Origin of the sequence: Pseudomonas mendocina (assembly GCF_003008615.1) — a bacterium.
Classification (GTDB): Bacteria; Pseudomonadota; Gammaproteobacteria; order Pseudomonadales; family Pseudomonadaceae; genus Aquipseudomonas; species Aquipseudomonas mendocina_C.
Genome location: NZ_CP027657.1, coordinates 117,194 through 131,568 on the forward strand (window position 1 = coordinate 117,194; position 14,375 = coordinate 131,568).

The 14,375-nt window shown below is 63.8% G+C and carries 14 protein-coding genes; 2 read left to right on the top strand and 12 right to left on the bottom strand.

Features of this window, described 5'->3' with window-relative positions; genetic code table 11:
- Nucleotides 1–42 precede the first annotated feature (42 nt).
- The 7 genes from C7A17_RS00655 to C7A17_RS00685 form a co-directional block, all read right to left on the bottom strand.
- Nucleotides 43–1,998 carry a methyl-accepting chemotaxis protein gene (locus C7A17_RS00655; RefSeq protein WP_106736166.1) on the bottom strand — a complete coding sequence of 652 codons (1,956 nt, stop codon included), beginning with the start codon at nt 1,996–1,998 and terminating at the stop codon, nt 43–45.
- A gap of 291 nt (nt 1,999–2,289) precedes the next feature.
- The gene (maiA, locus tag C7A17_RS00660) at nt 2,290–2,940 is read right to left on the bottom strand and encodes a maleylacetoacetate isomerase (RefSeq protein ID WP_106736168.1); all 651 of its coding nucleotides are present in this window, start codon (nt 2,938–2,940) and stop codon (nt 2,290–2,292) included.
- Between the two features lie 98 nt (nt 2,941–3,038).
- Nucleotides 3,039–4,025, bottom strand: coding sequence for a fumarylacetoacetate hydrolase family protein (locus tag C7A17_RS00665; protein ID WP_106736170.1), 987 nt, complete (start codon nt 4,023–4,025; stop codon nt 3,039–3,041).
- 88 nt (nt 4,026–4,113) lie between these two features.
- Nucleotides 4,114–5,253, bottom strand: coding sequence for a homogentisate 1,2-dioxygenase (locus C7A17_RS00670; protein ID WP_106736173.1), 1,140 nt, complete (start codon nt 5,251–5,253; stop codon nt 4,114–4,116).
- A 4-nt stretch (nt 5,254–5,257) separates the two neighbouring features.
- Nucleotides 5,258–6,340 carry a 4-hydroxyphenylpyruvate dioxygenase gene (hppD, locus tag C7A17_RS00675; RefSeq protein WP_106736175.1) on the bottom strand — a complete coding sequence of 361 codons (1,083 nt, stop codon included), beginning with the start codon at nt 6,338–6,340 and terminating at the stop codon, nt 5,258–5,260.
- Nucleotides 6,341–6,574: 234 nt separating this feature from the next.
- The gene (locus tag C7A17_RS00680; RefSeq protein WP_106736177.1) at nt 6,575–6,901 is read right to left on the bottom strand and encodes an antibiotic biosynthesis monooxygenase family protein; all 327 of its coding nucleotides are present in this window, start codon (nt 6,899–6,901) and stop codon (nt 6,575–6,577) included.
- Entirely contained in the window at nt 6,898–7,635 is a 738-nt protein-coding gene (locus C7A17_RS00685) for a CTP synthase C-terminal region-related (seleno)protein (protein ID WP_106736180.1), read from the bottom strand. The genes C7A17_RS00680 and C7A17_RS00685 overlap by 4 nt, the downstream gene beginning before the upstream one ends.
- Before the next feature lie 94 nt (nt 7,636–7,729).
- Here C7A17_RS00685 and C7A17_RS00690 point away from each other — a divergent pair, with 94 nt between their 5' ends.
- On the top strand, nt 7,730–8,593 hold the full coding sequence (locus C7A17_RS00690) for a LysR family transcriptional regulator (RefSeq protein ID WP_106736182.1): 864 nt from the start codon (nt 7,730–7,732) through the stop codon (nt 8,591–8,593).
- Nucleotides 8,594–8,666: 73 nt separating this feature from the next.
- Here C7A17_RS00690 and C7A17_RS00695 read toward each other — a convergent pair whose 3' ends face one another.
- The 5 genes from C7A17_RS00695 to C7A17_RS00715 form a co-directional block, all read right to left on the bottom strand.
- The gene (locus tag C7A17_RS00695; RefSeq protein WP_106736184.1) at nt 8,667–10,448 is read right to left on the bottom strand and encodes an ABC transporter ATP-binding protein; all 1,782 of its coding nucleotides are present in this window, start codon (nt 10,446–10,448) and stop codon (nt 8,667–8,669) included.
- The gene (locus tag C7A17_RS00700) at nt 10,441–11,073 is read right to left on the bottom strand and encodes a DsbA family protein (RefSeq protein ID WP_106736186.1); all 633 of its coding nucleotides are present in this window, start codon (nt 11,071–11,073) and stop codon (nt 10,441–10,443) included. Before C7A17_RS00700 ends, C7A17_RS00695 begins: the two co-directional genes overlap by 8 nt.
- A gap of 2 nt (nt 11,074–11,075) precedes the next feature.
- On the bottom strand, nt 11,076–12,014 hold the full coding sequence (gene trhO / locus C7A17_RS00705; protein ID WP_106736188.1) for an oxygen-dependent tRNA uridine(34) hydroxylase TrhO: 939 nt from the start codon (nt 12,012–12,014) through the stop codon (nt 11,076–11,078).
- 184 nt (nt 12,015–12,198) lie between these two features.
- A complete protein-coding gene (locus C7A17_RS00710; protein WP_106736190.1) occupies nt 12,199–12,504 on the bottom strand; it encodes a BolA family protein in 306 nt (101 codons plus the stop codon).
- Between the two features lie 11 nt (nt 12,505–12,515).
- Nucleotides 12,516–13,010: a DUF2059 domain-containing protein gene (locus C7A17_RS00715; protein ID WP_106736193.1), complete on the bottom strand. Its 495-nt coding sequence runs from the start codon at nt 13,008–13,010 to the stop codon at nt 12,516–12,518.
- 279 nt (nt 13,011–13,289) lie between these two features.
- Here C7A17_RS00715 and C7A17_RS00720 point away from each other — a divergent pair, with 279 nt between their 5' ends.
- Nucleotides 13,290–14,303, top strand: coding sequence for a DUF2804 domain-containing protein (locus C7A17_RS00720; protein ID WP_106736195.1), 1,014 nt, complete (start codon nt 13,290–13,292; stop codon nt 14,301–14,303).
- Nucleotides 14,304–14,375 lie beyond the last annotated feature (72 nt).

The following is a 14,375-nucleotide window of genomic DNA, read 5'->3' on the forward strand; positions in this document are numbered from 1 at the left end:
GCAGTCGCAACGAGCAGGAGGCGGCACGCCGCCTCCTGCCTTTCAGGTACGGAACTGCCGCACCAGCCCCTGAAGCTCCACGCCCAGGCGTGCCAGCTCGGCGCTGGAGGCAGCGGTCTGCTCACTGGCCGTGGCGCTTTGCTCGCCGATATCGCGCACGCGGGTGACGCTTTCGTTGATCGCCTCGGCCACCGCACTCTGCTCCTCGGCAGCCGCGGCGATCTGCTGATTCATCTGTTCGATGGTGCTGACCGCCTGGGTGATGCGCCCCAGGGCATCGCCCGCCTCGCCCGCCAGCTCGACAGTGCGCCGCGTCAGGTCACGGCTGCTGTCCATCTGCTGCACCGCGCCCTTGGCCATGCTCTGCAGGCCGGCGATCAGGCCTTCGATTTCCTCGGTGCTGTCCTGCGCGCGCTTGGCCAGTGCGCGTACTTCGTCGGCAACCACGGCAAAACCACGGCCCTGCTCACCTGCACGCGCGGCTTCGATAGCCGCATTGAGCGCCAGCAGGTTGGTCTGCTCGGCCACGTTGCGGATGACTTCCAGCACACTGCCGATCCGTGCGCTTTCCTGATTCAGCGCAGCGATGGCCTCGGCGGATTGCTCCACTTCATTGGCCAGGCTGTCGATCTGATCCACCACCTGCTGCACCACGCGATTGCCTTGCTGCGCCTCGAGGTCGGCATCACGCGCCGCCAGCGAGGCCTGCTCGGCGTTCTGCGCCACTTCCTGCACGGTGGCGGCCATCTGGTGCATGGCGGTGGCGGTCTGCTCGGTCTCGAGTTTTTGCGTCTGCACCCCGCTACTGGTCTGCGCAGTGATGGCCGAGAGCTGCTCGGCAGCAGCAGCGATCTGCCCGACGCCGCCACCGATGCGGCCGACCAGGTTGCGCAGGCTGACAGTCATGTCCTGCATGGCGGCGAGCAATTGGCCCACTTCGTCATGACGATCCTGGGGAATGTCCTGACTGAGATCACCGGCGGCGATGCGCTGGGCGAAACCTACGGTCTGGCGTAGCGGTACGACGATCAGACGGGTGATCAACAGCGCGGCGCATAGCCCGAAGATCACCGCCGCAGCGCCCATGACGCCGAGCATCGTCAGCGCTCGCCGGCTGTCGTCGAGCATGCCCTGTTCGGCGCTGGCCTGCGCCGCCTCGGCGAGTCCGAGTACCGAGCGAGCGCGCTCGATCATCGCGTTCTCCGTGGCCTCATTCTGGCTGCGAATCTGCTGGTAGTACTGGAACGAACGCTGGTACAGGGTCAGGGCTTGCAGGGCCGTCTCGATAGAGGCTTTCTGATCGTCATTGAGCCAGACCATCAGGCTGTTGGCGACGGTCTGCAGATCGTCACTGACGTACTCCCACTCCTCCAGCGCCTTGGCCGAACCGTCGATGATGTAGAGGCTTTCGTAGCTGCGCAGGTCGAGCATGCGCTTGCTCAGACCGGAGGCGGTTTCCGCCAGGGTCAACGGATCGCTGCCACGCAGGCGGTCGCCCTGCAGACGTAGTTCACGCACGGCGTCGTACATGTCCAGTTCGATCATTTCGAAACGATCGCGCGCCTCGCCGGCGGCATCGCGCATGTCCTGACGCGCCTCGCGCGCTTTGCCCTGCTGGGCGACGTAGTTGTCGAACTGCTTCAGGTACTCGTCGACGGCCTGCTGCATGGTTTGGATACGCGCGCCCTCGACCATGGCGGAATTCTTTGCGAAGTCGGCCAGCATGGCTTCGACCTTGCGCAGGCTGACGTGAACGCGCTCGGCACTCTCGGGGGTCTGCTCGATGGCGAAGCTGCGCTCCAGCCTGCGCGCCTGGAGGATCTCCTGATTCACCTGCCCCAGCTTGCCGACCTGTTCATGTCCGCCAAGCACGGCCTGCACGGCGAGAAAGCCACTACCGGTCATGGCGGCGGTCAGCAGCAGAACCAGACCGAAACCGATGAAGAGTTTCTTGCCGACGGCAAGGTTGGCGAATAGACGTGCGACAGGCTTGAACATAAACGGCAGCTCCAAGTTCTTCTTATAACGTCACGCCTTCATAGGGCACGACTTGGTCGATACCCCAGGCAACTGCTGTGCCAGGACTATGGCTGGGTATCGGCCAGAAGACGGCGCGGCTTGAGTTCTGGCAAAACGCCAAAACCCTGCACGCACCATTGACGGTAAGAAGTGCGGTATTTGCCTGAATCGGCAAATATCCGCTGGTTTATGCCGAGCATTCGGCGATTTTTCGCCACCCTCTCAGGACAGAATCTGGGGGTATTGAGGCGAGCACCGATAACTCAAATCCTATTGAGCATCGGGCTGCGCCTCGGGTGCAGCCAAACTGAAAGCCTCCAGTGGCTCACAGCGCGCCGCCAGGTCGAGAATGCGCGGGTAGGCAGCAAGATCACAGGCAAAACGCCGTGCGTTGTATAGCTGCGGAATCAGGCAGGCCTCCAGATAGCCTGGCCGCGAGCCCAGCGACAGACGCCCTTCGAACGCCGCCAGCCCCTCTTCCACCGCAGCCAAGCCCAGCTCGACCCAGTGCCGATACCAGGCGTTCTTCGCCTTGTCATCGACACCCAGCTCGCTGGAGAGGTATTGCAGCACGCGCAGGTTATTCAGCGGGTGCACATCGCAGGCGATGTGTAGCGCCAACGCCCGCACCTGCGCACGCTCGGCCGGATCGGCTGGCAGCAGCGCCGGCAGCGGGAAGATTTCTTCGAGGTACTCGATGATCGCCAGTGATTGAGCGATGTGTACACCACCACCTTCCTCGTCCACCAGCAGCGGCAGCAGGCCCTGCGGGTTCAGCGCTCGGTAGTCAGCGGCGTGCTGCTGGCCACCGTCCTTGACCAGATGCACCGGCACTTGCTCGTAGGCCAGACCCTTGAGGTTCAAGGCGATGCGCACACGGTAGGCGGCGCTGGAGCGCCAGTAGCCGTAGAGTTTCAGCATTGCGGACTCCTTTCGAAACGCAAGTTGTAGGAGCGGCTTCAGCCGCGATCGATCTTGAAGACGCCAAGAACATCGCGGGCTAAAGCCGCTCCTACGAATTAGCGGGCATCGTAGCGTTCCACCACCTGGTCGATGGCGCCGAAGAGGCTCTGGCCGGCGGCGTCGAACATTTCGATACGTACCCGGTCGCCGAACTTGAGGAACGGCGTTTTCGCCTCGCCCTGCTCGACGATCTCCAGCATGCGTTTCTCCGCCAGGCAGCTTGAGCCTGCGCTGCGGTCGTAGTTCGACACCGTGCCCGAACCAATGATGGTGCCGGCGCCCAGCGGGCGTGTCTTGGCGGCATGCGCCACCAGAGTCGGGAAATTGAAGGTCATGTCCACGCCGGCGTTCGGCTGGCCGAACAGCGTGCCGTTGATGTGCGAAACCAGCGGCCGGTGCACCTTGCCGTCCTTCCAGCTTTCGCCTAGCTCATCCGGGGTGATGGCCACCGGGGAGAAGCTAGACGACGGCTTGCTCTGGTAGAAACCGAAGCCCTTGGCCAGCTCGCCGGGAATCAGGTTACGCAGTGACACGTCGTTGACCAGCATCAGCAGACGGATATGCCCGGCCGCTTCGGCCGGCGTGGCGCCCATTGGCACGTCATCGGTGATCACCGCCAGCTCGGCTTCCAGGTCGATGCCCCAGGCTTCGTCGGCCAGGCGGATCGGGCTATGTGGCGGGATGAAGGCATCGGCACCGCCCTGGTACATCAGTGGGTCATGCCAGAAGCTCTCCGGCATCTCGGCCCCGCGCGCCTTGCGCACCAGCTCGACGTGATTGACGTAGGCGCTACCGTCGGCCCAGTGGTAGGCGCGCGGTAAGGGGCTGTGGCAGGCGGCCTGATCGAAGGCGAAGGCGCCCTCCTCCAGGCCGTCGTTGAGGCGCTGGTAGACCGCCTCCAGTTTCGGCCGGGCCACGGCCCAGTCGTCCAGCGCGGCCTGCAAGGTGGCGGCGATCTGCGGCACAGGCACGGCGCGAGTCAGGTCGCGGGAAACGACGATCAGCACGCCATCGCGGCCTTGATTCAGTGATGCGAGTTTCATGGTTTCTACCTATTCGTCTGTTCGCGTGCGGGCTGTTCTCCCCTCTCCCCTCTCCCCGAGGGGGAGAGGGGACGATTGGTGCCCGCCCTTAAGCTTGTGTACCCGGCGCACGCCAGGAATTGACGTACTCGGCCACGTCCACCGCACCAGCGGCGTCGCTCACCTCCAGGGCGCGGCGGGTGTCGATCATCACCGCCACCTCGTCGATGAAGGTGGCCGGATCGACCTGACTCTTCTTCAGCGCCTTGGGGTGCGGCCCATGGGGGAAACCGCATGGATGCAGGGTGACCATGCCCTGCTCGATGTTGTCGCGGCTGAAGAAGTTGCCACGGTGGTAGAACAGCACTTCGTCGTAGTCGTCGTTGTTGTGGAAGAACGGCACCTTGAGCGCGCCGGGGTCGGACTCCACCGGGCGCGGGGTAAAGGTGCAGACCACGAAACCATTGGCGACGAAGGTGGTGTGCACCGACGGCGGCAGGTGGTAGCGGTGGCTGACCAGCGGGCGAATGTCGCGCCAGTTCAGACGCACCACGGTGTTGTCGCCGTGCCAGCCGACCACGTCCAGCGGGTTGTACGGGTAGGTCACGGTGCTGATCTGGCCGCGCCGCTTGATGCGGATCTGCCAGGTATTCTCGTCCTGCTGCGCCTTGAAGGCGTCATCGATATGCGGGTGCTCCAGCACCGCCAGGTCGAAGATCGCCTGTGGGCCGAGCAGGCCCTTGTCCGGCAACTGGTAGGCGCCGTCGGTGTTCTCGATCAGCAGGAAGTAACTCGGCGTGCTGGCCTCGATACGCCAGGCGGTGCCGCGCGGGATCAGCAGGTAGTCGCCGTCGCGGTATTCCAGGTGGCCGAAATCGCAATAGAAGTGCCCGCTGCCTTCATGAACGAACAGCAGCTCGTCGCCATCGGCATTGCGCACCAGGTGACGCATGGCGCCATGGGTGCGCCACACGCGCAGCTTGACGTCGGCGTTGTGCAACGTCAGCGGCGCCGCCAGCGGGCAATCACGCTCGCTGGGGATGTCGTTGAAGTTGAACGCGTGCGGGCGCAGCGGGCCTTCCCAGTCGATCCAGCCAGTGGGTGGATGCTTATGGTGCAGGTGCGCGGTGGGGCCGAAGAAACCCTCGCGGCCCATTTCGCGCTCGTAGGTGCCCTGCGGCAGGTCGCAATGCGCCTGACGCGAACACTCGCCCTCACGCAGGGGAAAGCGAATCCATTGACGGCTCATGGCATCACTCCTCGGAGATCACACCGCGACGCAGTTGGTCTTCCTCGATGGATTCGAACAGAGCCTTGAAGTTGCCCTCGCCGAAGCCCTGGTTACCCTTGCGCTGAATGATCTCGAAGAAGATCGGACCGATCACCGTGTTGGTGAAGATCTGCAGCAGGATGCCGTCATCTCCCGGAGCACCATCGATCAGGATGTTCAGCTCGCGCAAGACATCGGTCGGCTCACCATGGCCAGCAACACGGGTATCGACCTTCTCGTAATAGGTGTCCGGAGTGGTCATGAAATCCACGCCGTTGGCACGCAGTTGGCGCACGGTGGCGTAGATGTCGTCGGTGGACAGGGCGATGTGCTGGATACCCTCGCCGTGGTACTCGCGGATGAATTCCTCGATCTGCGACTTGTCATCGGCCGACTCGTTGATCGGGATGCGGATCTTGCCGCACGGCGCGGTCATGGCGCGGGAGAACAGGCCGGTGAGTTTGCCTTCAATATCGAAGTAGCGGATCTCGCGGAAATTGGCGATACGCTCGTAGAAACCGGACCAGACGTCCATCTGCCCGCGACGCACGTTGTGGGTCAGGTGGTCGATGCACTGCAGCCCGACAGCGTTGTCGTTGGGGCCACGGCCTGCGATGTATTCGAAATCGACGTCGTAGATGCTCTTGTCACCATAGCGGTCGACCAGATAGAGCAAGGAACCACCGATGCCTTCGACGCAGGGGATGTTCAGCTCGCCGAAGTTGGCGTGACTACCCACCAGGGTGGCGCCCTGCTGTTCGACGTAGGCGGCGGCCTGAGCGGCATTTTTCACCCGGAAGGCCATGGCGCAGGCGCTGGGGCCATGCTTCTCGCCGAAGGCACGCACATGGCCGGTGGGGCTGCCGTTGAGCACGATATTGATGTCGTTCTGCTGGAACAGCCACACCTCTTTGGAGCGGTGCTTGGCGGTTTCGGTGAAGCCCATGGCTGTGAACAACTGGCGCAGTTGCTCGATACCTTCGGCACTCGGTGCGGTGAATTCGACGAACTCGAAACCGTCGGTTCCGATGGGATTGTGCTGCTCGATCTTGGCCACGGCGTTCATCTCGCCTCCTGATTGTCATTGTTATGGCAGCCGCACGAATGCGTTGCGGACAACCTCATGACAACCGAGCGCAGCAGCACGCTCAAGATGGCTTGCGACACCTCGCCACAGCGGTCTAGCCCGGCAGTGGCAATTTTTATTTACACCAAGCTGTAAGCCACTGGCTGGCCACGACCAACTCGGCCAATCGTAAAATTTTCCTTACACGATGGTTGACCGACTTGCCACACGCCCTCATTCCGGGCGTTCGAAACCGTAAGCCCGTTCGACCTTGGCCACACGGGTGGTGAAAGCGGCATACCAGTCGGCGCGCCCCTGTTCGCGAACGGCACTGTGCTCGGCGTGCTCACGCCAGGCACGGATGGCCTCCTCGCTCTGCCAATAGGACAGGGTGATGCCCAGGCCATCGCTGCGCGCCGACTCCACACCGAGAAAGCCCGGCTGCTGCGCGGCCAGCTCCAACATGCGCTGCGCCGCCTCGGCGTAACCGGCATCGACCTCGGTGCGAACCGAGGTGAACATCACCACGTAGTACGGCGGCTTGGGCGTCTTGGCGATCACGCCACTGCCTCCTGCTGCGCTTCATGCACCGACTGCACCGCGCAGGCACCGACCAGGCCGGCGACCACCGGCGGCAGGCGCCCTTCCAACGCAGCACGCTCAGGCTGGAACAGGGTGGCGATGAAGAACGGATGATCCTCCAGCTCGATGGCGCGCACGGCACCCGCCTCGTCATGCCCGGAAGCCTTCAGCGCCTGCGCCATCAGCGGCTCGACGAAGGCATCGTCGAGGCCATAGCGGCACAGGTACTGCTCACTGATCTCGCGTACCCCGTACAGCTCGGCGATACGCGAGCCCGATACCAGGTGCACACGCTCGCTGACATCCTGCAGGGCACAGGCCAGTGGCGCGATCAGTGGCATTGGCGCCTGGGGCGACAGCTCGGCATGTTCGGCATCCGTCCAACCCAGCTGATTGCGCGCGTACTCCAGCAGCGCGTGCTGGAAGCCACCACAGGTGCCGAGAAAGGGCACGCCCTGCTCACGGGCGAAGCGGATCGCCCGCAATGCACCTTCGGTAGCGTTGTAGGGGCTGCCCGGCACGCACCAGATGCCGTCGTAGTCCGCCAGGGCGGCGTCATCGACGATGCTGTCAGTCGCCAACCAGTGCGGTTCGACCGCCACGCCCAGAACCTCGCTGGCCAGGCGCAGCGCCTCGGGAATGGCCCGGTGGGCGGTAATCGCCGGGTTGTAATCCCCGACAAGGGCAATCTTCACTCGACACTTGCTGTACATGCGCGCTCCCCCTCTTGCTTGGCGGTCTGTACACCACTATAAGATGGCGCTCGCGCAATAATAATTGGCGAACAGACAATCAGAGATTGCACAAATGCAATATCAGATCGACCACACCGACCTCACCCTGGTACTTGCACTGGTACGCGGGCGCTCCCTGGCCCGTGCGGCCGAGTTGCTGCAGGTCGACGTTTCCACGGTGTTCCGCTCCATCCGCCGACTGGAAGCCGCCCTGGGCGTGGCGCTGTTCGAAAAGAGCCGGCGCGGCTACGAGCCGACCGACACCGCCAAGGCCCTCGCCGAGCAGGCGGAACAGGCCGAGCAGGCACTGGATGCCGCGCGCGTGGCACTGGAACAGGGCAAACAGGTGGTCAGCGGCACGGTGCGCCTGACCTGTACCGACGCCGTACTCAGCAGCCTGCTGCTGCCGGCGCTGGCGCGCTTCATGCCGAACTACCCGGCACTGGCGCTGGAACTGGTCACCTCCAATGACTTCGCCAACCTCAGCCGACGCGATGCCGACGTCGCCCTGCGCCTGACCAGACAGCCGCCGGAACACCTGGTCGGCCGACGACTCGGCTCGGTGTCCTATGTCGTCTGTGCACGAAATGACGGACAGGATCGCAGCGACCTGAGCCGCCAACCGTGGATCGCACCGGACGAATCGATGCCCGACCACGCCACGGTGCTGTGGCGCATGCATGAACTCCCCGGAGTGACGCCCGCCTATCGCTGCAGCAGCATGCATGCCGTGGCGCAACTGGCCCGCACAGGGCTGGGCGTGGCGGCATTGCCGGATTTCATCCTGCGCAGCCAGCCGGAATTGCAGGCACTGACACCTGCCCTGCCCGGTTGCGATACCGAACTCTGGCTTCTCACCCGCCCGGACTGCCGCGCCCTGCGCTCGGTACAGAGCCTGTTCGACGAACTGGGCGAAGCGTTGATCGACATGGCCTGACGCTTATCATCGACGCGGTGCGCACGGCGCCCCCTACAAACTCCAGCTCATAGAGTGCGCACTAACAGAAGCGTCAACCCTGCTGCAAATGCCCGTACAGCTTGGCGTACAACCCGCCTTCGGCGATCAACTGCTGATGACCGCCATCCTCGGCGACGCTACCGCCGTCGAACACCAGGACGCGATCGGCCTGTTTCACCGCAGACAGGCGGTGGGCGATGATCAATGTGGTGCGGCCATTGAGGAACTGCGCCAGCGCCTCGTGCAACGCATACTCGGTGGCGGCGTCCAGCGCTGAAGTGGCTTCGTCGAGGATCACCACCTTGGGTTCGGCCAGCACCATGCGGGCAATTGCCAGACGCTGACGTTGGCCACCGGACAGGCGCACGCCGCTGCGGCCAACCACGCTATCGAGCCCCTGCGGCAGTTGCTCGATGGTATCGGCCAGTTGCGCGATACGCAGCGCCTGCCAACAGGCTTCATCGCTACGCTCACGGCCCATGGTCAGGTTGGCGCGCACCGTATCGTTGAACAGCGCCGGATGCTGCAGCACCACCGCCACGTTGTCGCGCACGCAGTCCAGGCCGATCTCCTCCTGGCTGCTGCCGCCGAAGCGGATGCTGCCGGCCTGCGGCGTGTAGAGGCCGAGCAACAGCTGCACCAGCGTGCTCTTGCCGCCACCGGACGCACCGACGATAGCCACCTTCTCTCCTGGTGCGATGGACAGGTTCAGGCCATTGAGCACCGGCTCCTCGCCGTAACCGAAGGTCAGCCCATGCACCTCGATGCCGACGGTTTCACGCCCCTTGAACGGATTCACCTGGCCGGGATACTGCGGTTCGTCCTTGCGCGCCAGCAGCTCGTTGATTCGCGTCAGCGCACCGCCAGCGGCGTAGAAGGCGTATTGCAGGCTGAGCAGTTGTTCCACCGGCCCGATCATGAACCACAGGTAGCTGAATACCGCGAGCATCTGGCCGATGGACAGGTCGGAAAACAGCACGGTGAGCATCGCCGCAGCGCGAAACACGTCAATACCAAACTGGAACAACAGGCCGCTGGCGCGATTAGAGGCATCACTCTTCCACTGCGAGGCCACGGCGTAGTCACGCACCTCACGGGCGCGACCGCCAAGGCGGCCGAGAAAGAAGCCCTGGCGATTGCCGGCGCGTACTTCCTGAATAGCCTCGAGGGTTTCGGTCAGCGCCTGGGTGAACCGTGCGGTGCTGTCGTTTTCCAGTTTCTTCAGATGTTTGACGCGTTTGCCCAACTGTACCGTGGCGTAGATCACCAGCGGATTGAACAGCAGGATCAACAGCGCCAGCTGCCAGTGCATCCAGATCAGAATCGCCGAGGTGCCGACCAATGTCAGCACCGCCACCAGAAAGCGGCTCAACGTCTCACCAACGAATTTGTCCAGCGTATCCAGGTCGGTGACCAGGTGCGTGGTCACGGTGCCGCCACCGAGGCTCTCGTACTCGCCAAGGGAGATACGCTTGAGGCGCTCGATCAGGCGCATGCGGATGCGGTAGACGATGTCCTTGGACAACCGGGCGAACAGCCGCGCCTGTAGCACGTTGAATATCAGCGCCGCCCCACGCAGTACCAGGGTCAGCACCAGCATCAAACCGATATAGCCGGCGGCCGTTTCCCAATTGGCCGGCAGGAAGTTGTCCATCACCTTGAGCGCGGCATCGCCATCGCCCAACAGCACTTCGTCGACCAGCAACGGCAACAGCAAGGGGATCGGCACGCTGCACAGCGTTGCCAGCACGGCGACCAGATTGGCAAGGATCAGCGCTTTCCTGTGATGCAGGGCCAGGCGACGGACTTCAGCCCAGCTCAACCGATCAGGCATGAGCCGCACGCTCCAGCCAACGGCCCAGCAGCGGCGCCAACGCGTCCAAAGGCTGATAGCCGTTGGTCAGAAGAGCCAGTTGGCCGTCACGCTCGGCCAGCAGCGTGGGGAAGCCGGCAATACCCAGATCCTGCACCCAGCTGAAATCGGCGGCCGTGGCCTCATGCATGGCCTGACTGTCGAAGGCCTCGGCGAACTCGATGCGCGGGATGCCCGCCTGCTCGGCCAGTTGCACCAGCACACTGGCCTGGGTGACGTCGACACCTTCGGTATAGAACGCCTGCTGAATGCCCTTGAGCAGCGCCCAGGTGCTGGCGACATCGAGATGGCGTGCGGTGACCAGCGCGCGACAAGCCGGCTCGGTGTCGTACACCAATCCTTCTGGCAGCCCACGCTGGAAATCGAACAATTGCCCGGTGCTGGCATTGACCGCCTGCCAGTAGCCCAGGTACTTCACCCGCGCCGCTGCATCGACGGCCACCTGGTCACGGCGCAAGCCGCCGACCACGACCTGTAACGGCACGCCTGCCGCAGCAGCCTGCTCGGCGAGCGCCTCGACGACCGGGGCAAAGCCCCAGCACCACGAGCACATCGGATCCATCACGTAGAGCAGGCGGCTTGCCATGATCAGGCCTCGTTCAGTTGGCGGGGGTTACGGCCGATGGGGTGCGGCTGGTTGCGCGCACGCGCCAGCTCGATCTGCTTCTGCCGCTCGCGAGCGCCTTCACGGGTTTTCTCCGAGAGCGAATTCCAGCAGTGTGGGCAACTGACGCCGGGGCTGTAGAACTCGGACTGGCGATCCTCGACGGAAATCGGCGTGCGGCAGGCGTGGCACTGGTCGTACTCGCCCTCGGACAGATCATGACGCACGGTGACGCGGTTATCGAAGACGAAGCAGTCGCCCTGCCACTTGGTCTGTTCCTGCGGCACTTCCTCGAGGTATTTGAGGATGCCGCCCTTGAGGTGATAGACCTCTTCGAACCCTTCGCCGAGCATGTAGCTGGAGGCTTTCTCGCAGCGAATGCCACCGGTGCAGAACATCGCCACCTTCTTGTGCTTGCTCGGGTCGAAGTGCTGGCGAACGTACTCGGGGAACTCGCGGAACGACTTGGTCTTGGGATCGATGGCGCCCTCGAAGGTGCCAATGGCCACTTCGTAGTCGTTACGGGTATCGATCAGCAGCACTTCCGGGTCGCTGATCAGGGCGTTCCAGTCCTGCGGCTCGACATAGGTGCCGACGCGCTGGTTGGGGTCGACGCCCGGTACGCCGAGGGTGACGATTTCCTTCTTCAGCTTGACCTTGGTGCGATAGAACGGCTGTTCATCGCAATAGGATTCCTTGTGATCGATGTCGGCCAGGCGCGCGTCCAGACGGAACCAGGCGAGCAGCGCATCGATGCCGGCTCGGCTAGCGGAAACGGTGCCGTTGATGCCTTCCTCGGCGAGCAGCAGGGTGCCCTTGATGTCGTTGTCGATCAGGGTTTGCAGCAGGGGTTCGCGCAGCGCTTGGTAATCCGGCAGGGAGACGAATTTGTACAGCGCCGCGACGACGATCTTGTCGGTCATGAACAGTTCTCTCAGTAGTCACCCACGTAAAGGGCGGACTGCGGTGCGATCTCGTGCACCGACCCGGCAAGGCGGCGAAGGCGCAGATCGCGATTCAAACGAAAACGCCGGCGTGGGCCGGCGCGGGGTGATTCTACAGCAGGGACGATGGCCTGGCACCCTTGCGGGCGCCCGGCAGGCGAACTCAGTGGTCGTGCTTGCTGCCGCCATGGCAGGTCGGCGAATCCGGTGCCACGCCCTGCGCCGCCCACTCCTCCGGGGTGTAGGTATGCAGCGCCAGGGCATGGATCTGCCCCATCAGCTCGCCAACCGTGGCGTAGACCTTCTGGTGCCGCTTGACCGCATTCAGGCCCGCGAACGCCGGGCTGACGATCACCGCCTTGTAGTGCGTTTCCAGGCCGCGGCTGTGCATGTGGCTCTCATCCAGCACGTCGAGGTGCTCGGGCTGCAGATCGGTCAGGGCCGCGGTGAGAAGGTCTTGCTTGGACATCATGGGCTCCATCAGGGTTGTTTGACGCCGATCTCGTTGCTCATATCGGCCAGCAGCTTGTTCACTTCCGGCACCGCGGCTTCCAGCTTGCTCTGGGTGATCTGCGCCGACTGTGCGGTGAGGGTCGGCATCTTCTGCAGCACCTTCTGCCCCAGCGGCGACTCATAGAAGGCGATCAGATCCTTGAGTTCCTGCTCGTTGAAGTTGGTGGTGTACAGTTTGACCATGTCCGGCTTGAGTTTGTCCCAGCCCACCGCCTTGTCCAATGCCGTATTGGCCTTGGCCTGGTAGCTCTCCAGCACGGCTTTCTTGCCCTCTGGCGCCTGGGCGAAACGCTGGGCGAACATCTGCTGCACCTGGGCATAGACCGGCACGGTCAGCTTGTCGGCATGGGCCAGCTTGAGGAAGCGCTCGGCATCGGCGGCGTGGCTGGCAGCATCGGCCATGGCCAGGGATGCCGAAGCGCTAAGCAGAACGGCGGTGCACAGTTGGGAGAAACGGAGCATGGAGAGGCTTCCACTGGTGATGAATGAGTCTGAGTAGACTGCGGTGGCCGCATTTTGTGCCCTGAGCCGAATTCCCTCAAGCGCTCCAGCGAGTTGTGCACTGGCTCACAACGCGCATGTCCACTGGCGCACCCGCTGGTCAGTTGCCAAATTGCCAGTACTTGCCCATGCTAGCGCGCGCTCGGCATGCTTTGCGCCATCCACCAGTAGATAGATGGCGTGCGCACTCCCCGCCTCGGCAATTGATCGCCAGCCTGCGCACACACATGGACGTGCTCGATGACCAGTATCGCCACCGCCTATACCGCTCTTCCGCCACAGCCGCTTTGCGACAGCAAAGGCCGGTTGCTGGACGACGCTGTCGGCTGGTCGAGCCGCCCGCAAGTGGACTGCACCCTGCATGGCCATGCAGGGCGCCGCAAACGCTGGAACCACTGGTGCATCACCACGCCGCAATGGATGCTCTCCCTGACCCTCGCCGACCTCGATTACCTGGGCTACGGCGCTGCCTATTTCCTCGACCTGGAAAACGGCCAGGCCGTGGCGCACACCCAGTTCCGCCCCTTCGCCCTGGGCTGCCAGCTGCCGGATCTGCCGCTGGAAAGCCACGCCTTCAGCCATTCACGCCTGCAGCTACGCATCGACGAGCACCCAGGCCGACTGCGCCTGACCGCGACAGCGCCTGATATAGGCGGCCAGCCACTGCAGGTGGCCCTGGACATCCAGCGCCCCGCTCACCTGCAATCGGTCAATCTGGTCGCACCGCTGCAGGGCGGCGGCTTCCACGCCACCAGCCGACAACTCGGCCTGCCGGCAGCCGGTAGCGTGCAACTGGGACGCAAGCAATACCGCTGCACACCCGGACAAAGCTTCGCTGCACTGGATTTCGGCCGTGGCGTCTGGCCACTGAACAGCTACTGGCAACGCGCGGCCTTTGCCGCAGCCGGCGGCATCGCCGGCAACTTCGGCTCGGGCTGGCTGGAACACAGCGGCCTGTCGGAAGACGCCTTGTGGTTCGGCGGTGAAGTGCAACTGCTGGACAGCCCCATGCAGATCGAACGCAGCTCGCAGGCGCCTCTGGCGCCGTGGCGCCTGGACAGCGCAGACGACAGCGCTTCACTGCTCTTCACCCCGCGTCAGTTGCATCGCGCCTGCCCCAAACTCGGCCCCTTCCATGCCAATACCGTGCAGTGGTTCGGCCACTACACCGGCGTGCTGCGCGGCCCCAAGGGCGAACGCGTGCCGGTCGATGGGGCGCTGGGCTGGCTCGGCGAGACGCACGCACGCTGGTAATAGGGCCAATAGACAATCCGTGGAACCAGTCTCCAGCGAGGCAGCCTAAACTGCCAAGCACCCTCGCCCCAC